This is a genomic window from Streptomyces sp. TAA486 (assembly GCF_000426165.1).
The window spans coordinates 33241-55575 of sequence record NZ_AUEV01000018.1 but is presented as its reverse complement, the minus strand read 5'-3'; the positions used below and the strand labels follow the sequence as shown (position 1 = coordinate 55575).

The window sequence follows — 22335 nt, the reverse complement described above, 5'->3', positions numbered from 1 at the left end:
GCCTTGGTCATATGCCCGACGGGTCCGCAAGTGCGTCTCCGCCCGCGGCCGAGACCGCGATCCACGGCTCGCGACCAGCCACGGTTCGTCCCCCGACCTGCCTAGGACAGGGTCGCCGCGGCGGTCGGCGAGCTCTCCTTGAGGAACGTCGAGCAGCGCTCGTACTCCTCGTGCTCCCCGATCGACTGCGCGGCCCGCGCGAGGGCGTGCAGCGCGCGCAGGAAGCCGCGGTTCGGCTCGTGTTCGAACGGCACGGGACCGTGGCCCTTCCAGCCGTTGCGCCGCAGCGCGTCGAGACCGCGGTGGTAGCCCGTACGCGCGTAGGCGTAGGACTCGACGACCCGTCCTGCCTCGAAGGCGTCGTCCGCGAGCAGCGCCCACGCCAGCGAGGACGTGGGGTACTCCGCCGCCACCTCGACGGGTGCGGCCCCGGAGGCGAGCAGCTCGCGCGGACCGGGGTCGTCGGGCAGGTGGGTCGGGGGCGGGCCCCCGAGCAGGTTCTCGTGAATGCTCATGTTTTCCAGTCTGCCTTGTCGGTACGGGACGCAGTCCGGGTTGGAGGGAACCGTTCGGCTCCCGCGGCCCGGGCGGATCCGGTCCGGCGCGCGGGAGGACCGGCCGCTGCGGCGCGGTCCGGTCCTCCTCGAACGGGACGGGTCCTGTACTGCCCGGGCTCCCTGCGCCCCTGCGTACTACTTCAGCCGCGTGCCGGTCGAGCGCAGGTTCGCGCACGCCTGCTGCACGCGTTCGGCCATGCCCTTCTCGGCGGCCTTGCCCCAGCTGCGCGGGTCGTAGGTCTTCTTGTCGCCGACCTCGCCGTCGACCTTCAGCACACCGTCGTAGTTGCGGAACATGTGGTCCGCGACGGGCCGCGAGAAGGCGTACTGGGTGTCGGTGTCCAGGTTCATCTTCACGACGCCGTTCTCCAACGCCGTGGCGATCTCCGTGTCCGTGGAGCCGGAGCCGCCGTGGAAGACGAAGTCGAACGGGTTCTGCTTGCCGGTCTTGGCGGAGACGCCCTCCTGGAGGTCCCGCAGCAGCTCGGGACGGAGAACGACGTTGCCCGGCTTGTAGACGCCGTGCACGTTGCCGAACGAGGCGGCCAGCAGGTAGCGGCCCTTCTCGCCCAGCCCGAGGGCCTCGGCGGTGCGCAGCGCGTCGTCGACCGTCGTGTACAGCTCGTCGTTGATCTCGTGGGTGACGCCGTCCTCCTCGCCGCCGGTCGGGGTGATCTCGACCTCGAGGATGATCTTCGCGGCGGCGGCCACGGCGAGCAGCTCCTGGCCGATCTCCAGGTTGTCCTTCAGGTTCTCGGCGGAGCCGTCCCACATGTGGGACTGGAAGAGCGGGTTCTGCCCGGCGTCCACACGCTCCTTGGAGATCGCGAGCAGCGGACGCACGTAGCCGTCGAGCTTGTCCTTCGGGCAGTGGTCGGTGTGCAGGCCCACGTTCACCGGGTACTTCTTCGCGACGATGTGCGCGAACTCGGCCAGCGCGACCGCACCGCTCACCATGTCCTTGCTGTACTGCCCGCCGAGGAACTCGGCACCGCCGGTGGAGATCTGGACGATCCCGTCGCTCTCCGCCTCCGCGAAGCCGCGGAGGGCGGCGTGCAGGGTCTGCGTCGAGGTGACGTTGATTGCGGGGTAGGCGAACTTGCCCGCCTTGGCCCGGTCGAACATCTCGTTGTAGACCTCGGGGGTCGCGATGGGCATCTGTCCGCTCCTTGGGTGCGTATCGGCTCTGCTGCGGAGTCCGGATCCGGATCGACGGGGAGTCCGTGGCCGGATCGACGGGGATCAACGAAATCAACGGAACGACGTCATCGTCACCCCCATACTCCCAGACTGACCGCGGTGCCTCAGCCATCGGAGGTCATGGCCCCCGTCCACCGCCGATCGGCCCCGGCGCGGGCCCCCGGCCGCGGGGGCGGCGGCCCTCAGGCCAGCCCGAGATCGGCCAGCTCGTACGCGTGCAGATACCTCAGGCCGGCCCGCTCGATGGCGGGCGCCGCCCCGCGCTCGACGATGGTGGCCACCGCCACGACCTCCGCGCCCGCCTGCCTCGCCGCCTCGACGGCGGTGAGCGGCGAGTTTCCGGTGGTGGAGGTGTCCTCGACGATCAGCACCCGCCGCCCGGCGATGTCCGGCCCCTCGATGCGGCGCTGCAGGCCGTGCGCCTTGCCCGCCTTGCGTACGACGAACGCGTCCAGGCTCCGGCCCCTGGCGGCGGCCGCGTGCAGCATCGCCGAGGCCACTGGGTCCGCGCCGAGTGTCAGGCCGCCGACCGCGTCGAATTCGAGCCCGTCCGTCAGATCGAGCATGACCTGGCCCGCGAGCGGCGCCGCCTCTCCGTCGAGGGTGATGCGGCGCAGGTCGATGTAGAAGTCCGCCTCCTGCCCCGAGGAGAGCGTGACCCTGCCGTGCACGACGGCCTTTTCCTTGATCTGCCGCAGCAGCGCGTCTGCAGTGCTCATGTCCCGGAGCCTATGCGGGCGGGACCGGGACGCTACGGGAGGGGCCGCCAGGTCCAGGTCGTGGAGATCTCCAGCGGCTGGATCGGGGTGACCAGATGCGGATGCGAGTTGAGGCCGTTGGGGGGACCCGACTGCGGCTCCACGCACACCGCCTCCGGCTGCTCGTCGTACACGACGACCCACTCGGCCCGGCTCGCCACCTTCAACTCCAGCTCCCCCGGCCAGGTCAGGGTGACGTCGACGCCCTGCGGCATGCCGAAGCAGTCGTCCCAGGGCCCCGGGCGAGGAGCGATGCGCTTGCCGGTGGGGAGGTGGTCGACGCCGCGCTCCTCCTGCCACTCCGGTTCGAAGTCGATCCGCACGTCGCCGCCGCGCCCGCCGAGGTTACGCAGGAACCAGGGGTGCCAGCCGGCCTGAGCGGGGAAGCTGGCGTCCGTGGCCTCGACGCCGAGAGTGAGCGTGAGCCCTTGCCCGGACTCGTCCAGCTCGACGATCTGCGTCACCTGGCCCTCCCACGGCCAGGGATCGCTCAGCTCGTAGGTGAACGCCGCCGAACGCTCGTCGTGCCGAAGGGTGCGCCACGCGCCGTCGCGTGCGGTGCCGTGGATCGCGTGCGGGCCGCTGTCCAGGGGGAGTTGGTACAGCTCGCCACCGCTGCGGAAACGGCCCTGGTCGGTGCGTCCGCACCAGGGCACCATGACGAACGCTCCGTACCGGTTGCCCTGCCGCAGCAGTTCCTTGCCGCCGACCTTCATCGAGGCGAGCCGGCAACCCCGGTGCGGTTCGACCGTCAACTCGGCGTCCCCGGCGCGCAGTGTGACGTCGGCGTCAGTGGTGGCGGTGTCAGTCATGACGCGACCTTAAACCTCGGTACTTCCCGGCAGAGCACGACCCGGCCGTACATGCTGGCCTGCACCTTCAGCGGCGGCGGCGCAGAGCACGCCCGATCACGACGGCACCGGCGACGACGGCCGCAGCGGCCGGTGCGACCCAGCGCAGCGCCGCCGAGTTGGCGATCGGCTCCGGCACCGGGATGGGGGCGTAGCGGCCGCGCGGCGGCGCGTGGTCGACCTCCTCGGCGCTGCGCCCGATCATCGTGCGGCGTGCGTGTGCCGCTTCGGCCTGGGCCGCGGCCTCCACCTCGGCCTCGTCGAGGGGCTCCTCGTTGAAGGGGTCGAGGGAGGACGGCGGGACCTCGGTGCCGAAGATGCCCTCGCGGTCCGGTGTCTCCCCGTCCTGGGCCTTGCGGTCCTTGTCCGTGGCGGCGTCCTTGTCCGTGGCGGCGTCCTTCTCCTGGCTCTTGGCCTCGCCCTTTGCCTGGTCGCCGGCCGTCTTCTTGCCGGTCTCCTCGGCGGTGCCCTCGGCGTCCTCGGCCTTCGCCGTGCCCTTGTCCCGGCTCTTGTCCGTGCCCTCGGACCCGGCCTTGTCACCGGCCTTGGCCTGGCCCTTGTCGGCGGCCTTGTCCGTGGCGGCACCCTTCGCGGCGTCCTTCGCCTTGCCCTGCCCGGACCTCTCCTCCGACGGGGCCTCGCGGTTGTCGGGGCCCGGGATGCCGGGGATGACGCGCTCGTTGTCGCCGGGCTCGCCGATGCCGCCCGTAGGCCCGGCCGTCGCCGGTTCCGCCGCAGGCGCGTCCGGGGAATCGACTTCCTTCGGCGCGTCCTGCTGGATGCTCTCGCCGAGCGCCGAGCCGAACCGTTCCAGCAGCCGGTGGCCGGCCGTCGTCGCCGTCTTCTGCTCGACGTCCTTGAGACGTCCGTCGGCCTTGACCGTGCCCGAGAAGACCAGGCGGGTGCCCTCGCCGTCCTTCGCCCGCCTCGGTACGACGGTGAGGTTCAGCCGCACGGAGCCGCTGCCCCGCGCCTCGGTACCGGTGCCCTTGACGGTGAACTCCTCACCGCTGGGCGTGAGGGTCAGGCTGCCCCGGTAGGTGATCGTGGAGCCGCCGACCCGGACGCGCAGGCGTCCCTCGACGGTGCTCCCGGTGCTCTTGGCGTTCGCGCTTCCGCTGCTCTTGCCGGTCTTGGCAGGCTTCACGCCCTCGGCGCTGTCGAGTTGCAGACCGGGCACGCAGCGCGCCACGCGCTCGGGCTCAGCGAGCGCCGCCCGTACCGATCCGACGGAAAACGGAACGTTCACCTCGTGCTCCATAGGGCGGAGCCTACCCACGACACCCCGTACATGTGACCGGTCGGCACTGTTCCGCCCCGCAGCGCACCCGCCTGGGCGCGGACTCAGGGCTCAGTAGCGAGGGTGCGTGAGGGTCGACGGAGGCAGGCCCGTCACCCGGTTCCGCTCGGCCCGCAGTTCCGCTGAACGCAACTGATGCGGAGTCAGCGGGTACGGCGGTGACGCGGCGCCGTCGCCCGCACCGGCGCCGCTCATGGCCGTCAGCTCCGACGCCCCTGCGGGCATCTCGGTGCGGGGCACCGCCGGGCCGCCGGGCGAGGCGAGCACGAACCCCCAGTCGCGCGGGCTGCGCACCGCGTACGGAGAGGTCCGCAGCCCGGCGGACCGCAGCGTCGCCTCCACCGTCCAGTACGTGCGCGGGTCGGCGGCGGCCGGGCCGGCGTGCACGGCGAGACGGCCGTCCACCGCGAGCGCACGGTCCAACAGCCCGTAGAACTCCTGCGAGTAGAGCTTCGCCATGTCCCGGACTCCGGGGTCGGGAAGGTCGGAGACGACGACGTCGTACGGCACGGCATCCGCGTCCCGTGACCGCTCCCGCAGACGTTCGAAGATGTCGCCGTCGTGCTCGACGCGTACGCGCGGGTCGCCGTAGGCGTCCTCGTTGAGCCGCCGCAGTCCCGGGTCCGTGCGGGCGAGCCGCACAGCCTCCGCGTCACGTCCGAGCACCGTCACCTCCCGCACGCCCCGGTGACGGAGCACCTCGCGCAGGGCCAGTCCGTCCGCGCCGCCCAGGATCAGCACCCGGTCGTGCCTGGGGGTTCCCCCAGCCCCCCCAGGGCCGAGGGGGACCGTCATGGCGGGGCGCACGAGTGAGGTCTGGTAGCGGTCGCCGTCCGCCGACGATGCCCGCATCCGCCCGTCGAGGAAGAACCGCAGCGGCTCGGCGCCGTGCCGATAGGCGGTGGGGTCGGGGTCGCCGGTGAGGACGGCCTCGCGTTCGCCGTCGCTGACGGCGACCCGCACGTCCTGCCCGTACACCGCGTGCCGCGCCGCCCGTTCGAACGAGGCGACGAAGGCCGTCGCGGCGACGAGCAGCACGACCACGGCACCGTTCGCGGCGAGCAGACCCCAGCGCGTTCGGCTGCTCACGTCGTGGCGGAAGAGCCACAGCACGACGACTCCGCCTGCGCCCGCGTTCACCACGCCCGTCAGCAGCGCCCCCGTCAACTGGCCGAAGAACGGCAGCAGAAGGAAGGGGAAGGTCAGCCCGCCGACGAGCGCGCCCACGTAGTCGGCGGCGAAGAGATCGGCGACCGCGCCGCCCGCGTCCTGTTGCCGGATGCGCTGGATGAGGGTCATCAGCAGCGGCATCTCGGCACCGATCAGCACCCCGATGGCGAGCGAGAAGCCGACGAGCGCGACCTGCGCGCCGCCGAACCACGCGAAGCTCGCGTACAGCGCGATCGCCGAACCGCCCCCGACGACGGCCAGCATCGCCTCGACGGCGGCGAATCCCGTCGCCGCACGGCAGCGCAGCCTCTTGGCGAGCAGCGAGCCGATGCCCATCGCGAAGACCATCACGGACAGGACGACTGACGCCTGCGTGACCGAGTCGCCCGCCAAGTAGGAGGCGAGCGCCATGAGTTCGAGCTCGTAGACGAGACCGCAGGCCGCGCAGACGAAGACCGACGCGAGTACGAGCCCGCGCCCGAGCCCGGCGGGCACGGGCAGCCGCGCGTCCTGGGGCGGGGCGATCAGGCGGTCGGTCATGGTGCGAACGCTACGTGACGGTTTCTGCGCTCTTCGTCACCCACACGCGTGCCGCGGCGTCAAACCACGCGCAACGAAGCGGCCGGAAGCACGGCGTGCACGGGAGTTGGAGTGCGTGCCGGTCAACTACCGCACCGTCGCGGATCGTTCGGCCGCCCGGGAGTGCGGCGAGGCCGGTGAGCGTCGCGTACGTACGACCGAACGCGCCACGCATGTACGGGTGGAGACGAGCCGGCCCTCCTGCGGATAGGAGTGCCAGGTACGCCAGCGCACCTGGCCCGCCGACCGCTGCACCATCAGCGCGGTGAACGCGTGCGGTGCGCCCGGGAACGTACCCGCGAGACCGCCGGGATGGTCGGAGACGAGTTCGAGCAACTCCTGTGCGCGGCCCGCGAACGAGTCAGGCGCGAGCGTCTCGACGTGCGCCGCGAAGTCGTAGTCCCACGCGCCGGTGCGCCGTGAGACGCCGAGCGGCAGCGGCGTGCCGCCGGGCATGCAGGCGACGGTTTCGGAGCAGGTGCGGCCGTCCTCCTCGAGGATCACCTGGTGCGATGCACCCAGGAGCCTCAACTGCACCGTGATGCCGTCGAGTTCGAGTTCGCGGCAGGCGAGCGCCGGCAGCGGCCCGCGGCCGAGGGCCCAAGCGAGGTCGCCCGCGCGGGTATCGGTGTACGGGGTGGAGAGAGTGGTGAGCATGGGTCGGCTCCGCAGGCACACAGTGGAGGGGCGAGCCCGGCGCTCTCTCCTCGAGTGACCAGGGGTCGTGCGCCGCCGGCTCGTACCCACGCCAATTCCGGGGATACAGAATCACCGAATCATGAAATGTGTACCACCACAGCTCTATCGCCCAAATTCTCCGGGTTTCCATCCCCCCGGGGGCCAGGCAGTTCAGATGTTCAACTGCCGGACGCTCGACGGAGGGACGGATTCCCGGTAGGGCGAGCCGGGCTGCGGAGCGCTCGCGTGGACGGTCAGGCGCCGCCGCCTCCGCAGCCGCCACCTCCGCCGCCGCCCCCACCGCAGGAGGAGCCCCCGCCACAGGACGAGCCCCCACCGCACGACGAACCGCCGCCGCAGGACGAACCGCCGCCGTGGCCGCCTCCGGCCCACCAGCCGCCACCCCCGGCCGCGCCGCCGGAGTAGCCTCCGCGGCGCTTGCGTCCGCCTCCCGAGGACCTCCTCGAGAAGGTCGCGACGATCCCTATGACGATGACGACGAACACGACGAACACGACGACTTCTACGAAGTTGATCATCGGCGGGTCCCCCATATCTCTCCGCAGTGCCGCCTCGCACTGCTCTGCACCCGGGCTCGGGCCGTCCCCCGGACGCCCGAGCCCGCCGGCACCTTGCCGGTGTGTGTGGCGCTCCTGCCCCCGAGTTCTGCACCTCAAAGCACAGTTGAGCAAGACGAGAGGTTCGGACCCGGGCCCGGCTCAGGCCCCCGTCAGGATGTGCCCCCGTGCGCCGAATGCCCGGTGAGAATGCGGATGCCCCGGGCCGTGCATAGCGTCATCCACGACCGCCATGTACGGAGTGTGCTTGATCCGGCACTCCTTGTGCCCGGAGAGAAGAGGAGCATTCGCATGCGCGTATCCACCACCGCTGCCGCGGCCGCGCTCGCCGCCGCCGCCCTGTTGGCCTCAACGGCCGGCACCGCCACCGCCGCCCCCCAGGCCGACCCCGCCGGTCACGGCAAGAAGCACGTCGTGCTGCTCGACGGTGCACAGGAGGTCCCCGGCCCGGGTGACCCCGACGGCACCGGCCGGTTCGTGTACCGCATCTCGCACGGCAAGCTCTGCTACAAGCTCAGCGTCAACGACATCGCCGCTCCCACCGCCGCCCACATCCACATCGGGCAGAGCGGCGAAGCGGGCCCGGTCATCGTCACCCTGAACACGCCGCCCGCGGACGGCACGTCCCGCGGCTGCATCCGCGCGCAGCGCACGCAGACCCCGGCCAACCAAACGACCGTACTGACCTACTGGGAGCTGGAAGGCATCAAGCAGAACCCGTTCTTCTTCTACGCCAACGTCCACAACGCGGAGTTCCCCCCCGGAGCCATCCGCGGCCAGCTCTGACGGTTCACACGCCCCGACCCCCGCGGTGCCGCGACGGATCCTCGCGGCACCGCGGGGGCCGAGCGTCCCGCCACGGCAGTCGGGCGCGGCGGCATCGGGTGACCTTCCAACTGCCGGGAGCTGGAGATGGTCCTCACATCGCAGGTGAGCACCGGTGCCGTGATCACCGCGAAGAGGGAGACCCGGCCGGTCGGCCGGCGAGACTCAGCGCGGGCGCCACCGGTCGTGGCGCAGCGGACGCCCTGCGCTTCGGACGGGGAGTTGAGGAACGCGGACGCTTCCCTCAGGATGACCGCCATGACAGCTGATCAGGGAGTCCCGGGTCGCCCGCTGCTCAACCGGCGCCTCGCGGAGTTCGGCACCACGATCTTCGCGGAGATGTCCGCTCTCGCCGTCCGCACCGGCGCGATCAACCTGGGACAGGGCTTCCCCGACACCGACGGCCCCGAAGCGGTGCGCGAAGCCGCCGTACGGGCGCTCCGCGACGGACGCGGGAACCAGTACCCGCCCGGCCCCGGCATCCCTGAGCTGCGCACGGCCGTCGCGGCCCACCAGCGGCGCTGGTACGGGCAGTTGGGCCTCGACCCCGACCCGGAGACCGAGGTTCTGGTCACCGCCGGCGCCACCGAGGCCATCACCGCGGCGCTGCTCGCACTCCTCGAGCCCGGCGACGAGGTCATCGCACTGGAGCCCTACTACGACTCCTACGCCGCCGCCATCGCCATGGCCGGCGGCACCCGTGTCCCGGTGACGCTGCGGCCGTCCCCCTCGGAGAGCGGCGCACAGGGGGAGGGCACCTTCCGGCTCGACCTGGACGAGCTGCGCGACGCCGTCACCGACCGCACGCGCCTGATCCTGCTCAACACCCCGCACAACCCCACCGGCACCGTGCTCAGCCGCGACGAGCTGGCCGCGATCGCGGAGCTCTGCGTCGAGCGGGGCCTGTTGGCGGTCACCGACGAGGTCTACGAGCACCTCGTCTACGAGGGCGAGCACATCCCGCTGGCGTCGTTCCCCGGCATGCGCGAGCGCACCGTCACGATCAGCTCGGCCGGCAAGACCTTCTCCTTCACGGGCTGGAAGGTCGGCTGGGTGACGTCGACGCCGGAGCTGGTGAGCGCGGTGCGTTCCGCGAAGCAGTTCCTCACATACGTCTCGGCGGGGCCGTTCCAGTACGCGGTCGCCGAGGCCCTCGCCCTTCCCGACAGCTACTACACGCAGCTGCGTGAGAACCTGCGGGCCCAGCGTGACCTGCTCTCCGAAGGCCTCGCCGAGGCCGGGTTCGGCGTCTTCCGCGCACCCGGCACCTACTTCGTCACAACCGACATCCGCCCCCTGGGTGTGAGCTCCGGCATCGATTTCTGCCTCGCGCTGCCCGAGCGCTGCGGCGTCGTGGCCGTGCCGACGCAGGTCTTCTACGACCACGAGGCGGCGGGCGCCCCCTTCGTCCGCTTCGCCTTCTGCAAGCAGCAGGAGGTGCTGGCGGACGCCGTCAGGCGGCTGAAGGGTGCGCCCGGCTGAGGGCGCCCTCCCTGTCCCCGCAGCTGCTCGTCACGGGGTTCACGGTTGATCTCGGGGGCGGAAGCCCGAGCGGTCCGGCGTCGACCTGACCGCCGGGCGGGAGTGTGATTCGCCCCATACACTACAAAAACGGGCAATTCGTCCACCACCGTCATGGAAGAACATGCCTAGAGCCTCGTTCACGCTGGATCACGCGGCGCACGTGACGTCGTGGAGCCCCGCTGCCGCCGCATGGTTCGGCAGGTCGACCGCCACCGTGCTCGGCCGCCACTGCCGCGTGCTCTTCGCGGAGACCGCGCTGAGCGCGCTGGCCGAGGCCAAGAGGCGCGCCGCGACCGGTAAGGACTACAGCCGGGTCGTGCCCATGACGTTCGGTGACGGTGCGCATCAGGACGTGCTGCTGACCTGCTCGCCGCTGAGGCAGGGCGACCCGATGGGCGAGCCGGGGGGAAAGTCCGCCACCGGCTTGCTGTGCGAGGTCAGCGACCTCGCACAGCACAACGGCCAAGGAGAGGCCGAGGGGGGCGCCGTAGCGTGGCTCCCGAACGGCGAGCGTCCGGACTTCATGGACGCCTTCGTCCAGACCTCCCCGCACGGCATGGGGATCCTCGACACGGATCTGCGGTACGTCATGGTCAACGACGTGCTGGCCGACTTCAACGGCATCCCCGCGGAGGAGCACGTCGGCCGCAGCGTGAGCGAGATCGTCCGGCCCGCGGACCGGGGCGAGTACGACAAGCACCTGCGCAAGGTCCTGGAGACGGGCGAACCGCTGCACAACGTCCTGATATCCGGCCGTACGGAGGGCCACCGGGACCGTGACCACGTCTGGTCGGTGACGTTCTTCCGTCTGACCTCCCGGGACGGCCGCGTACTGGGCCTGGGCGGTCTGATCGTCGACGTCACGCAGCGGCAGACCGCCCTGCTGGAGGCGTCCGCCGTGCGCCAGCGGCTCGACATCGTGAACCAGGCGGGCAACAAGGTCGGCACCACCCTGGACATGACGAAGACCGCCCGTGAACTGACCGAATTCGTCGTGCCGGACTTCGCCGACGTCGCCACGGTCGAGATACGCACCGATTTCCTCGACGGCAGCGCGTTCGCCGACGCCGGCAAGCCGGTGACCACCGTCCTGCTCGCCGGGCGCGCCACGCCGGAGGACCCCTCGGGCCTGCCGCGCTCCGCCATATCCGGCGGACGGCATGTGCACCCGGTGGGGTCGCACGCGCACACGAGCCTGTTCTCCGGGCTCTCCTGGCACGCCGAGAAGCTGCAGGGAAAGCAGGCCGCCGCCCTCTCCTCCGAGGAAGCCCTGCCGAGCCTCCGGGAGATCGGCCCGGGGTCGGTGGTGATGACACCGCTGGTGGCCCGCGGCCGGTGCCTCGGCCTCGTGACCTTCGGCCGGTCCTCGGAGCGCGACCCCCTCGACGAGGACGACAGGCGGGTCGCCGAAGAGCTCGCGGCGCGCACCGCGCTGAATCTGGACAACGCCCGGATGTACGACGACGAGCGCCGGACCGCGCTCGCGCTCCAGCGCAACATGCTCCCGGGCGAGAAGGACATACCCGCACGTCAGGGCCTGGAGATCGGCTACCACTACTGGTCCACGAGCCGTTCCGCCGACGTCGGCGGGGACTGGTTCGACGTCATCCCGCTCTCGGGCCACCGCGTCGCGCTGGTCGTCGGCGACATGATGGGCCACGACATCCACGCGGCGGCCGGCATGGGCCAGCTCCGCACCGCGATGCACACGCTCGCGAGACTCGACCTGGAGCCGGTCGACCTGCTGACACGGCTCGACAACATCGTGGAGATCAGCCCCGCGATGCAGCACGCCACATGCGTGTACGCCGTGTACAACACCGTGACCCGGGAGTGCAGCATCGCGAGCGCGGGCCACCCGCCGCCGATGCTGCGGCACCGGGACAGCTCCACCGGGCTGATCCCCGTGGAGCCCGGGGTGCCGCTCGGCATCGGGCTCGGGAAACCCGACTACCCGGTCACCGACCTGGTGCTGCCCGAGGGCGGCACGCTGGCGCTCTACACGGACGGTCTGATCGAACAGCGGGGCAAGGACATCGACGAAGGCATCGAGACCCTCAGGTCGGCGCTGGCCGCGCCTGGGCCGTCCGTCCTCTCGGTGCAGGACTGGTGCGACAACGTGGTCGGCAAGCTCGCACCCTGGTCGGCGGGCGACGACCTCGTGGTCCTCATGGCACGGGCGACGCCCATGCCCGGACACCGCAGCGTCCGCTGGACCCTCCCGCCCGAGGCCGCCATGGCGTCCCGTGCCCGACGGCTCATAGACCGGACGCTGGTCGACTGGGGCCTCGAAGAGCTGCGGGACACGACACGGCTGCTGGCGAACGAGCTGGTCACGAACGCGTTCCGGCACGGACGGGGAGACGTCGGGATCCAGATGGCCAAGGGCGGAAGCCTGGTGGTGGAGGTCTCCGACGCCGACGAGCGTCTGCCGCACCGCACCGAGCTGACCTCCGACGGCCAGTGGGGACGGGGACTGGTGCTGGTCAATGAGCTCGCCGGGAAGTGGGGGGCGCGGTCCGTGACCTCCGGCAAGGTGGTCTGGTTCGAGCTGCCGATCAACGGCTGACCACGGGAGCCGTATCCCGTACCGAAGTTGAGCGGTACCTCCGCGCGTCGGCGCATATGCTGGAGGTACGTGAGTGCACGAACCTGGCGCCAGGGACCGGGACCGGACCGCAGACGTCCGATCGTGACCGGTCCGATCGGAACTCGGGGGCCGCGCGGCCAGGGTGAAATACGCCGACCCTGCGAGCATCCGCCATGACACAGCAGGCAGTTACCCCCAGGACACAGTCGGACACGGACACCCTGCTGCGCCGCTTCGACGCAGCCGCGGAGCGTGACCCGTCGGCCACTGCCGTTCGGTCCGGCCCGGCCGAGGCGACGTACCGGACACTCAGTGATTCCTCCCGCGCACTCGCCCGGCAGCTGGGCCCACTCGTGGAGGACCGGCCCGGTCCCGTCGCCGTACTCATCGAACCCGGCCCGGACCAGGTGAGCGCCGCCCTCGCCGCGATGCGCTGTGGCAAGCCGTATCTGCCGGTCGATCTGTCCTATCCCCGGCAGCGCATCGACAGCATCCTCGCCGACGCCGCACCGGCCGCCGTGATCGGCGGACCGGACCCGCACTCGCACGTCTCCGCCGGGGCGTGGGGGGATTCGGCACGGGTGACGTCCGACGACGCCTACGTGATCTACACGTCCGGGTCGACGGGCAGTCCCAAGGGGATCGTCATCCGGCACGAGGGCATCCTGAATCTCCTGGACGAGTGCGTGGCCAGGCGCGAACTCGCACCCCGCACCCGGTACAGCACGTGCGCGAGCCCGGGGTTCGACGCGGCCGTCCTGGAGACGTGGACGTCGCTGACCACCGGTGGCGAACTCGTCGTCACACCGGACAACCGCCGCTGGCACCCCGCGGAGTTCTCGCAGTGGCTGGCCGACGAGCACATAGGGCACGCGTACGTCCCCGCGGCCTTTCTCCCGGCCCTGGCGGAGGGGCTACGGTCCGGGCTCGATCTGCGGTCGCTGGAGCGGATCATCGTCGCCGTCGAGCCCATACCCCGGGGCCTGCTCGGCGAGATCAAGCGGGCGCTGCCCGGACTCACCCTGATCAACGGTTACGGCCCCACCGAGGCATCGGTGTGCGTGTCGATGTACGAGGTGACGGAGGCCGACGAGGGGCCGGAACGCACGCCCATCGGCACCGCGATCCGCGCCACCGACCTGCTCGTCGAGCCGCTGGAGGCGGAACCGGACGGGACGGCGGCCCGGGCAGCCGCGGGGACGGACGGAACGGAGCCCGCGGACGGCGCCGAGGGCGCGCGAGGAGAACTGCACATCGGCGGCGTGGGAGTCGGTCGCTACATACATCCGCAGGACGGAGACCGGCCCGCCTTCTACACGCGTACGGCGGAGGACGGCACGCAAGGAACCTACTACCGCACCGGTGACATCGTCCGGGTGGACGGCGACGGCGTGCACACCTTCCTCGGCCGGGTCGACCACATGATCAAGATCCGCGGTCACCGGGTCGAGCCGGGGGACGTGGAGCACGCGCTGCTCGACCAGCCCGGTCTCGCGCAGGCCGTCGTGCTCAAGCGACCGGCGTCCGGGGCCACCGCAGCAGGCGCTGACGGAACCCGCCGCGGCACCAACGGCACTTCCGGCGCCGATCAACTCGTCGCGTACGTCGTCCCCGCACCCGGCCCGGCCGGCCAGTCGCTCGACCTGGCACGCGTGCGCAAGCAGCTGCTCGAGCGGCTGCCCTGGTATGCGGTGCCCCACCGGATCGTCGTGCGCGAGCGGTTCCCGCTGACCGAGCACGGCAAGATCGACAGGGCGGCCCTCGCCGCCGACACCCACATCCCGGACCTGGCTCCGGCGGCCGGCGAGCACCCCCAGGACACCTGGATCGAGCCCGAACTGGTGAGCCTGTGGAACGAGGTGCTGGGCGGCACGTCCGGTGCCGCGGACCCCCGGCTCTCCTTCCTGGCGAACGGCGGGGACTCGCTCGCCGCGGGCCGGATGGCGGCCGCCCTCACCGAACGCCTGGGCAGGCCGGTGCCGGTGCTCGACATCCTGCTGACGGACGACCTCGGCGACCTCCAGGAAGTGGTGAGCAGGGCGCTCTCCGAGACGTCGCCGCCGAGCGCCGTGACAGGGCCTGCCCCGGCCGAGCCTCCGCAGATACGGGCCGCACAACCCGGCGAACCCGTCCCGGCGACGTACGGACAGCGCGGCCTCTGGTTCCACGACGCGCTGCACCCCGGCAGCCCCGTCTACAACGAACCCCTCGCGCTGCGCCTGCGCGGTCCCCTCGACCGCGACGCGCTCTCCTACGCGCTCGACACCGTCGTCGAGCGGCATGAAGCCCTGCGTACCGACCTCGTCATGAGCGACGGCGCGCTGCGGCAGATCGTCCGCCCGGCGGAACCCGTGGAACTGACCACCGAGGATCTGAGCGACGTGGCGGACCCGGACCGGGACGCCGGGCTGCGGCAGGCCGTACGGGACTCGGTGCACAGACCGTTCGAGCTCTCCCGCGGCCGGCACCTGCGCGCGCACCTGGTGCGGTGCGGCGACGAGGAGCACCTGCTGGTGCTGACCCTGCACCACAGCGCGTTCGACGGTGCGTCGGCGGACATCCTCTTCGACGAACTCTCCACGCTGTACACGCAGTACACGACCGGTTCCATGGACGGCCTCGGCCCGCCCGAGGGCCAGTACGCCGAATTCGCCCTGTGGCAGCACGAGATGGTCACCGGCGGCCACGTGGACGAGGACGTGGCGTACTGGCGGGAGCAGCTCGCGGGCCTGCCGGACAGGATGGATCTGCCCACCGACTTCCCGCGCCCGGAGACGGCTTCGGGGAACGGGGCGCTCGTGCGCAGCCACCTGCCGCGCGAACTGGTCGAAGACGTCGAGGAGTTGGCCCGGTCCGCCGGAGCCACCCGCTACAGCGCGTTCCTGGCGGCCCTCCACGTGCTGCTCTCCCGGTACTGCGGCACCGACGACGTGGCCGTCGGCACGCCCTTCTCCGGCCGCGACCGGATACGGACGGCCGGAGCCGTCGGCTACTACCTCAACATGCTGCCGCTCCGGGCCGATCTGGACGGCGCTCCCTCGTTCCGGCAGCTGCTGACCCGCACCCGTCAGACGGTCACCGGTGCCTACGCCCGCCAACAGGCGCCCTACGGGCTGCTGTTGGAGGATCTGCACCGGAGCTCCGGGGTGGAGAACCCGTATCTCCAGGTGTGCCTGGTCCCCGAGGACATCTACCGGCACGAGATGACGTTCGCCGGGATCGAGTCGGCCTTCGAGTACTACGACACGGGCATCGCCAAGTTCGACCTCACCGTCAACCTGATCCCGGACGCCCGGGGCGGCCTGCGCCTGACGGCGGAGTACAGCACCGACCTGTTCCGGGCGGCGACCGTCGAGCGCCTGCTCGGTCACTTCCGGACGATCCTGGAGTCGGCGACCGCGGAGCCGGACCTGCCCGTGCAGGAGCTGACGATGCTGACGGGGGCCGAACAGGCGCAGATCCTCGGCCCGTTCGCGGGCGGACCACCGCAAGCGGCCCCGCATGGCACGGCCGGCGCAGCTGTCTGCGTACACGAACTGGTCGACCACTGGGCGGAGTCCACGCCCGACGCCGTCGCGCTGGTGACGGACGAGGAGGAGCTCACCTACCGGGAACTCGTGTGCCGCTCGGACCAGTTGGCCCACTATCTCGCCGAGCGGGGTGCCGAGCCCGGCTCACGGGTGGGCGTCTGCCTGCCACGCGGCAGCGACGCGGTCGTCTCCTTCCTCGCCGTCCTCAAGACCGGCGGCGCGTACGTGCCCCTCGACCCGGCCTATCCCGAGCACCGGCTCTCGTTCATGGCCGAGGACGCGGATCTCGTCGTCACTCTCACCGAGGAACTCCTCGACGAGGACCGGGCGGCGATCGCCGCCGGCCCGTCCCGCCCTCCCGCCGTCGCCATCACGGGCGAGGACGTCGCGTACGTCATCTACACGTCGGGCTCCACCGGGAAGCCCAAGGGCGTCCAGATCCCGCACGGCGCCGTCGTCGACCTCGCGCTCGGCGCACCGCGCTGGGCCGGACTCGGCACCGGGACGCGGCTGCTGCTCGTGGCGTCCCTCTCCTTCGACCTCGTCACGTTCGACATGTGGGGCACGCTGGGCAACGGCGGGCGGCTCGTCCTGCCGCCGTCGGGCGTGGTCACCCCGGACGGGCTGACCTCCCACATGGAGCGGCACGAGGTCACGCACGCCGACATGCCCACGGCGCTCTTCCATCGTCAGGCGGAGGCGGCCCCCTCCTCGCTGTCCGGTCTCGACACCCTCGTGGTGGGCGGCGAGGTGCTCAATCCCGCGCTCGCCGCGGCCGCGCTCGAAGCGGCGCCGGGAATGCGGCTGATCGACGCGTACGGGCCGACCGAGGCCACGACCTACGCCACGTACCACGTCATGAACTCCCCGGACGCGGTCACAGCGCCGGTGCCGATCGGCCGCCCCACCCCCAACACCCGGGTCCGCATCCTCGACGGGCACCGGCAGCCGGTGCCGGTCGGCGTCGTGGGCGAACTCCACCTGGGCGGGCCCGGACTCGCCCAGGGTTACCTGGGCAGCCCGGAGCTGACCGCCGAACGCTTCACCGACGATCCGTTCGGACCCCAGGGTGAACGGCTCTACGCGACCGGAGACCTCACCCGCTGGCAGCCCGACGGCACCATCGACTACGTGGGCCGCGCCGACGAGCAGATCAAGCTGTACGGCTTCCGCGTGGAGCCCGGCGACATCGAGGCCGCCCTGCGCACGCACCCGCACGTCACGCACGCGGTCGTCACCAGGCGCGAGGACCGGCCCGGCAGCCCCTATCTGGCCGCGTACTACACGACCGCCCCCGGTCGGCAGGTCTCTCCCCGGGAGCTGACCGACGTGGCCGCCGCCAGGCTCCCCGCGTACATGGTGCCGCGCGTGCTCACGCCCCTGGACCGCTTCCCGCTCACCGAGGGCGGCAAGATCGACCGTACGGCGCTGCCCGTCCCGCCTGCCGCGGGCGGTGCGCAGGACGCGGGTGGTCAGCAGGGCGAGCCGCAGGCGGTCGGCGAAGGAGCCCCGGAAGCGGGGCCGGAGACCCCGGAGCCAGGCACGGAGGCTGAGGCGCCGACGGCCGAGCCGGGGGCCGCGGTGCCCGATCCGGCGTCGGTGCGGAAGCAGATCACCGCGATCTGGCAGGACGTCATCACGGTCGACTCCCTCGACCCCGACGAGCGTCTCTTCGACATCGGCGGCGCGTCCCTGCACGTCACGCTCATCCACCAGCAGGTGGCCGAGCGCTTCGGGCTGGCGCGGCTCCGCATGGTCGACGTCTTCAGCCATCCCACGGTCCGCGCGTACGCCGCCCATGTCCACAGGCTGTGCATGGAGGAGAAGGCGGGTGAGGGGAGTTGAACACCGGCACCTCGACGACGCCGGGCACGGGAAGTGCACGAACGGCGATCGTGGGCATGGCGGGCCGCTTCCCCGGCGCTGCTGACATCGACGCACTCTGGTCGATGCTCTCGTCGGGCACCGAGGCCGTGCGCCGCTTCTCGGACGCCGAACTCCGCGCTGCCGGCGTCCCCGACAGCCAGTCGGACGACCCGGACTACGTGCCCTTCGGCGCCGACCTGCCGGGCATCGAGGAGTTCGACGCGGAGTTCTTCGGGATCACCCCGGCCGAGGCCCGGCTCATGGACCCGCAGCACCGGATCTTCCTCGAATGCGTGTGGGCGGGGCTGGAGGACGCGGGCACGCCGCCGACCGCACACGGCGGACGCATCGGCGTCTTCGGCAGCGCCAGTCTCAGCTCGTACCTGCTCCACAACGTCCTGCGCTCGGCGGAACACCGCGACCAGGCGTTCACCTATCCCGTCCTGCTCGGCAACGACAAGGACTTCCTGGCGACCCGCGTGTCCTACGCGCTGAATCTGCGGGGCCCGAGCGTCACCGTGCAGTCGGCCTGCTCGAGCTCCCTCGTGGCCGTCGACCAGGCGTGCGCGGCACTGCGGTCCGGGCGGTGCGACGTGGCGGTTGCGGGCGGGGTCAGCGTGTTCACGCCGCAGACCGTGGGCTACCGCCATCAGGCGGGCGGCACGTTCGCACGCGACGGCCACTGCCGTCCCTTCGACGCCGCCGCCTCCGGCATGGTGCGGGGCAGCGGCTGCGGAGTGGTCGTACTGAAACGTCTGGACGACGCGCTCGCCGACCGGGACCACATACACGCCGTCGTCGCCGGTACCGCCGTCAACAACGACGGCTCGGCGAAGGCGGGTTACAGCGCGCCGGGCGCGATGGGCCAGGACGAGGTCGTCCGCGCCTGCCTGGACGTCTCCGGTGTTCCCGCCTCGGCGGTCGGCTTCGTCGAGGCGCACGGCACGGGCACCTACCTCGGCGATCCCATCGAGGTGGCGGCCCTTCAGCTCGCGTACGAGAGCACGGGCGACCCGCCCGGCGAGTGCGCGCTGGGCAGCATCAAGGCGAACATCGGGCACCTCGACGCGGCCGCAGGCGTCACCGGACTCATCAAGACAGCTCTCGTGCTTCACCACCAGACGGTCCCGCCGCAGGTCAACTTCACCGAGCCCAACCCCGAACTGCGGCTGCCGGAGACGCCGTTCGTGGTCCACCGCCGACTGACCCGGCCCGAGCGGTCCATCGACGCGGCCGCGGTCACCTCCCTCGGCATCGGCGGCACGAACGCACACTGCGTGCTGGAGAGGGCACCGGTACCCCCGCCCCGTGCGGCTCCTCGGCCGGACTCCGGTGACCACGGCCATGTGCTGCTGCTGTCGGCGCCCGACGCGGACCGCCTCCGCGACACCGCGAGCGACCTGCTCGCCCACCTGGACCGGAATCCGCAGACACGGCTCGACGATCTCGCGTACACGCTGGCCCACGGCCGGCTTCCCTTGAAGCGCCGCACCACCGTGACCGCCGGAGACCTGGAACAGGCGAAAGCAGAACTGCGGGCGGTGAGTGAGAGCAACCTCGGCGGGACAGCGACGCGGGGGGAACGGGGCGCGCAGGGGGACGCGGACCCGAACGCCCTGCCGACGGGCGACGCCCTCGAAGCACGGAAGATACGGCTGCCGGGACTGCGTCTGCGGCGCACCCGCCACTGGATCGAACCGGAGCCCGAGGACCGGCAGCCGGAGAGCCGCGGGGAGGAGCGGGATCGTACCGGCACGGAAGAGGCGACCGGTCCGCTGGAGGCCGCCACCGGGATCTTCCGGGCTCACCTGGGCATCGCCTCGGCCGGCCCGGACGACGACTACTTCACGCTCGGCGGTGACTCGCTGCACGCCATCGGCCTCGTCGACGCGCTGCGCGGGCAGTTGGGCGCCGACCTGACACTGGAGGAGTTCACGAGGCTGGGCACACCCCGCCGGGTGGCCGAGTGGTACGCGGCGCCGCACGACGAGGACGGCGACGCCGGCGACACGATGGTGCTGATCAAGGAGGGCCGCCCCGACCGCTCCGGGAAGGACACCCCGGTGTTCCTGATCCATCCCTCGGGCGGCTCGGTCTCCTTCGCCCAGGCACTCGCCGCGCACAGCGGGGACGCGAGCCCCGTGTACGGCATCGGCTACCCGTCCGCGCTCGCCGGCACGCTGACCACCGTCCCGCGCATGGCACGGCACTACGTCCGCCTCATACGCCGGGTGCAGGGGCACGGCCCGTACCGCGTCGGCGGCTACTCGCTGGGCGGGGCGGTCGCGCTGGAGGCCGCCCAACTGCTCACGGAGGCGGGCGAGGAGGTCGAGCGGGTGCTGATGTGGGACACCCCGCCACCGCAGCCGGGCGACCGCGAACTGAGCGAGCAGGAGTTCCTCGATCTCTATCCCCGGCTGCTGCGCCTGATGTTCGGTCTTCCCGCCCCCGAGCCGGGCCCCCCGCCGCGCACGGCCGACGAGGCCATCGAGTCGGTGCGCCCGTCGGGCTGGAGCGAGGCCACCGTCCGCGAACTGCGCACCATGTACGAGGTGTGGCGCGTGTGCGACCGGGCCCTGGCCGCGTACCGGCCACGCCGCTACAACGGTCCCGTACACCTCTTCACGGCCGAACAGCCCCTCCCGGACGGGCTGTTGAGCGCGGCGGCCGATACGCCCGCCGCCGACTGCACGATCGAGGACTGGCGGCATCTGCTCACCGGCGAGCTGAAGGCGACGCCCGTCTCCGGTCACCACTTCAGCATGTTCGACGCGCCCCGGCTGCCGAAGCTGGCGTACGCCTACGACCAGGCGCTCGGCGCGGGCCGGACGGGACGCACCCCGGCGCCCGGCGGCGGGCAGCAACGCCGCTCAGCGCTGCTCTTCCCCGGCCAGGGCAGCCAGTTCGAGGGAATGGGACGTGAACTCTTCGCCCGCTACCCCGAGTTGACGGCCGAGGCGGACGAGGTTCTCGGGTACTCGATCGCGGAGCTGTGCGCCGGGGATCCGCGGCGCCCGCTCAAGGACACCGCGTACACCCAGCCGGCGCTCTACACCGTGGGCGCGCTGGCGCTGCGGCAGCACCGGGAGGAGAACACGGATCAGCCGGCCGTCGTACTGGGGCACAGCCTGGGCGAGTACAACGCGCTGGAGGCCGCAGGGGTCTTCTCGTTCGCCGAGGGCCTGCGGCTCGCCGCGGAGCGCGGCGCGGCCATGTCACGCGTCACCGGCGGCGGAATGATCGCCGTCAGCGGTCTCGCGGAGGAGGAGATCCGGGCGGTCCTCGACGCGCGGGAACCGGCAGGGGTGGATCTCGCCGCAGCCAACGCACCCCGTCTGCACACCCTCGCGGGACCGGACGAGGAGCTCGACGACCTGCCGTCCGTGCTGCTCGGCAGGGGTGCCCGCTCGGTGCGCAGGCTCGACGTCGGCGGACCCTTCCACTCGCGGCTGATGCGTCCGGCCGCGCGCGAGTTCCGCACCGTGCTGGAGAGGACCGCGTCCGGCTGGGCGCCGCCGTCCGTCCCGGTCATCGCCAATACGACGGCACGGCCGCACTCCGCGGACGGTGTCGCCGAGGAGCTCGTCGCCCAGATCGACCACCCGGTCCTGTGGGGCCGCTCGGTCGAGCGGGCCATCGAGGACCACGACCCGGAGTTCCACGAGATCGGCGGCCGCCGCGTCCTCACTCCCATGATCACGCAGGTGAGGAACGCGCTGCGGAACGCCTGAGACAGCGACGGGCGCCCCGGAAGGGGGCGCCCGGCCGCCCGGCGTACTCGTGCGTCACGCGGAGCCGTCGGGCCCCTCTTCGCCGGACTCCGCGTCCTTCTCCAGACCGAACTGCTCGACGAGCCACCTGTCGAACTCGATCGACGCCCGCACCCAGCTGACCACGCTGGAGACGAAGTGCTCGAGCGAGACGCCGGTGCCGATCAGCAGCTGGGCCTCGCCGATCAGACGGACGGTGCCGTCGTCGTGCGTGTGCGTGTAGACCTTCGGCCACAGCGTCCGCCGGTTCCAGTCGTCGATGGACTCCAGCAGCTTGGGCTTGTCCTCGATCGGGTGGGGGCGGTCGTAGAACGTACGGACCGAGAAGACCTGCTGCTCCTCCTCGCCCCGGAACATGAAGTACGTGCGGAACTCTTCCCACGGCGCCGCGAGGTCTCCCTCTTCGTCGACGACGTACTTCAGCTCCATCTGCTCCAGCAGCTGCTTGACCAGCTCCTGGTCGGGGATGACCGGGCCGGTCGGGCCGGATTCCTCCGGGTCGGGCTCCTGGCCCCCGAAGTTCGGAATCGAGGACGGATCGATGCTCACCGTGTATTTC

14 protein-coding genes are annotated in these 22335 nt (G+C 71.7%); 5 read left to right on the top strand and 9 right to left on the bottom strand.

Translation table 11 applies throughout. From position 1 onward, the window contains the following. Nucleotides 1-101 precede the first annotated feature (101 nt). The 8 genes from I004_RS0123620 to I004_RS0123585 form a co-directional block, all read right to left on the bottom strand. On the bottom strand, nucleotides 102-515 hold the full coding sequence (locus I004_RS0123620) for a DUF3151 domain-containing protein (RefSeq protein ID WP_028437531.1): 414 nt from the start codon (nucleotides 513-515) through the stop codon (nucleotides 102-104). A gap of 177 nt (nucleotides 516-692) precedes the next feature. Then, the gene (gene fbaA / locus I004_RS0123615) at nucleotides 693-1715 is read right to left on the bottom strand and encodes a class II fructose-bisphosphate aldolase (RefSeq protein ID WP_028437530.1); all 1023 of its coding nucleotides are present in this window, start codon (nucleotides 1713-1715) and stop codon (nucleotides 693-695) included. Nucleotides 1716-1939: 224 nt separating this feature from the next. Further along, nucleotides 1940-2476, bottom strand: coding sequence for an orotate phosphoribosyltransferase (gene pyrE / locus I004_RS0123610; protein WP_028437529.1), 537 nt, complete (start codon nucleotides 2474-2476; stop codon nucleotides 1940-1942). Between the two features lie 32 nt (nucleotides 2477-2508). Next, on the bottom strand, nucleotides 2509-3327 hold the full coding sequence (locus I004_RS0123605; protein ID WP_028437528.1) for an aldose epimerase family protein: 819 nt from the start codon (nucleotides 3325-3327) through the stop codon (nucleotides 2509-2511). A gap of 67 nt (nucleotides 3328-3394) precedes the next feature. Continuing rightward, on the bottom strand, nucleotides 3395-4615 hold the full coding sequence (locus I004_RS0123600) for an SRPBCC family protein (RefSeq protein ID WP_486580184.1): 1221 nt from the start codon (nucleotides 4613-4615) through the stop codon (nucleotides 3395-3397). A gap of 102 nt (nucleotides 4616-4717) precedes the next feature. Continuing rightward, nucleotides 4718-6376, bottom strand: coding sequence for a polyamine aminopropyltransferase (locus I004_RS0123595; protein ID WP_028437526.1), 1659 nt, complete (start codon nucleotides 6374-6376; stop codon nucleotides 4718-4720). A gap of 126 nt (nucleotides 6377-6502) precedes the next feature. Further along, nucleotides 6503-7072, bottom strand: coding sequence for a DUF2617 family protein (locus I004_RS35655; protein WP_051345359.1), 570 nt, complete (start codon nucleotides 7070-7072; stop codon nucleotides 6503-6505). A 275-nt stretch (nucleotides 7073-7347) separates the two neighbouring features. Next, on the bottom strand, nucleotides 7348-7632 hold the full coding sequence (locus I004_RS0123585; protein ID WP_037977551.1) for a hypothetical protein: 285 nt from the start codon (nucleotides 7630-7632) through the stop codon (nucleotides 7348-7350). A 330-nt stretch (nucleotides 7633-7962) separates the two neighbouring features. Between I004_RS0123585 and I004_RS37685 the strand changes: the two genes are divergently transcribed. The 5 genes from I004_RS37685 to I004_RS37680 all read left to right on the top strand — a co-directional run bounded on the left by I004_RS37685 (nucleotide 7963) and on the right by I004_RS37680 (nucleotide 21737). Continuing rightward, a complete protein-coding gene (locus I004_RS37685; protein ID WP_051345358.1) occupies nucleotides 7963-8457 on the top strand; it encodes a CHRD domain-containing protein in 495 nt (164 codons plus the stop codon). Nucleotides 8458-8745: 288 nt separating this feature from the next. Beyond that, on the top strand, nucleotides 8746-9978 hold the full coding sequence (locus I004_RS0123575; protein WP_486580183.1) for a pyridoxal phosphate-dependent aminotransferase: 1233 nt from the start codon (nucleotides 8746-8748) through the stop codon (nucleotides 9976-9978). A 163-nt stretch (nucleotides 9979-10141) separates the two neighbouring features. Beyond that, nucleotides 10142-12589: a SpoIIE family protein phosphatase gene (locus tag I004_RS35645; RefSeq protein ID WP_051345357.1), complete on the top strand. Its 2448-nt coding sequence runs from the start codon at nucleotides 10142-10144 to the stop codon at nucleotides 12587-12589. Between the two features lie 194 nt (nucleotides 12590-12783). Next, nucleotides 12784-17985: a non-ribosomal peptide synthetase gene (locus tag I004_RS0123565; protein WP_028437523.1), complete on the top strand. Its 5202-nt coding sequence runs from the start codon at nucleotides 12784-12786 to the stop codon at nucleotides 17983-17985. Next, a complete protein-coding gene (locus I004_RS37680; protein ID WP_051345356.1) occupies nucleotides 17982-21737 on the top strand; it encodes a type I polyketide synthase in 3756 nt (1251 codons plus the stop codon). Before I004_RS0123565 ends, I004_RS37680 begins: the two co-directional genes overlap by 4 nt. Nucleotides 21738-21791: 54 nt before the next feature. Here I004_RS37680 and I004_RS0123555 read toward each other — a convergent pair whose 3' ends face one another. Next, nucleotides 21792-22325: a type III secretion system chaperone family protein gene (locus I004_RS0123555; protein WP_028437522.1), complete on the bottom strand. Its 534-nt coding sequence runs from the start codon at nucleotides 22323-22325 to the stop codon at nucleotides 21792-21794. Between the last annotated feature and the right edge of the window lie 10 nt (nucleotides 22326-22335).

Bases quoted from the DNA above. Each gene is read 5' to 3' on its own strand.
- I004_RS0123620 (WP_028437531.1), bottom strand. From the start codon at position 515: ATGAGCATTCACGAGAACCTGCTCGGGGGCCCGCCCCCGACCCACCTG.
- fbaA (WP_028437530.1), bottom strand. From the start codon at position 1,715: ATGCCCATCGCGACCCCCGAGGTCTACAACGAGATGTTCGACCGGGCC.
- pyrE (WP_028437529.1), bottom strand. From the start codon at position 2,476: ATGAGCACTGCAGACGCGCTGCTGCGGCAGATCAAGGAAAAGGCCGTC.
- I004_RS0123605 (WP_028437528.1), bottom strand. From the start codon at position 3,327: ATGACTGACACCGCCACCACTGACGCCGACGTCACACTGCGCGCCGGG.
- I004_RS0123595 (WP_028437526.1), bottom strand. From the start codon at position 6,376: ATGACCGACCGCCTGATCGCCCCGCCCCAGGACGCGCGGCTGCCCGTG.
- I004_RS35655 (WP_051345359.1), bottom strand. From the start codon at position 7,072: ATGCTCACCACTCTCTCCACCCCGTACACCGATACCCGCGCGGGCGAC.
- I004_RS0123585 (WP_037977551.1), bottom strand. From the start codon at position 7,632: ATGATCAACTTCGTAGAAGTCGTCGTGTTCGTCGTGTTCGTCGTCATC.
- I004_RS37685 (WP_051345358.1), top strand. From the start codon at position 7,963: ATGCGCGTATCCACCACCGCTGCCGCGGCCGCGCTCGCCGCCGCCGCC.
- I004_RS0123575 (WP_486580183.1), top strand. From the start codon at position 8,746: ATGACCGCCATGACAGCTGATCAGGGAGTCCCGGGTCGCCCGCTGCTC.
- I004_RS35645 (WP_051345357.1), top strand. From the start codon at position 10,142: ATGCCTAGAGCCTCGTTCACGCTGGATCACGCGGCGCACGTGACGTCG.
- I004_RS0123565 (WP_028437523.1), top strand. From the start codon at position 12,784: ATGACACAGCAGGCAGTTACCCCCAGGACACAGTCGGACACGGACACC.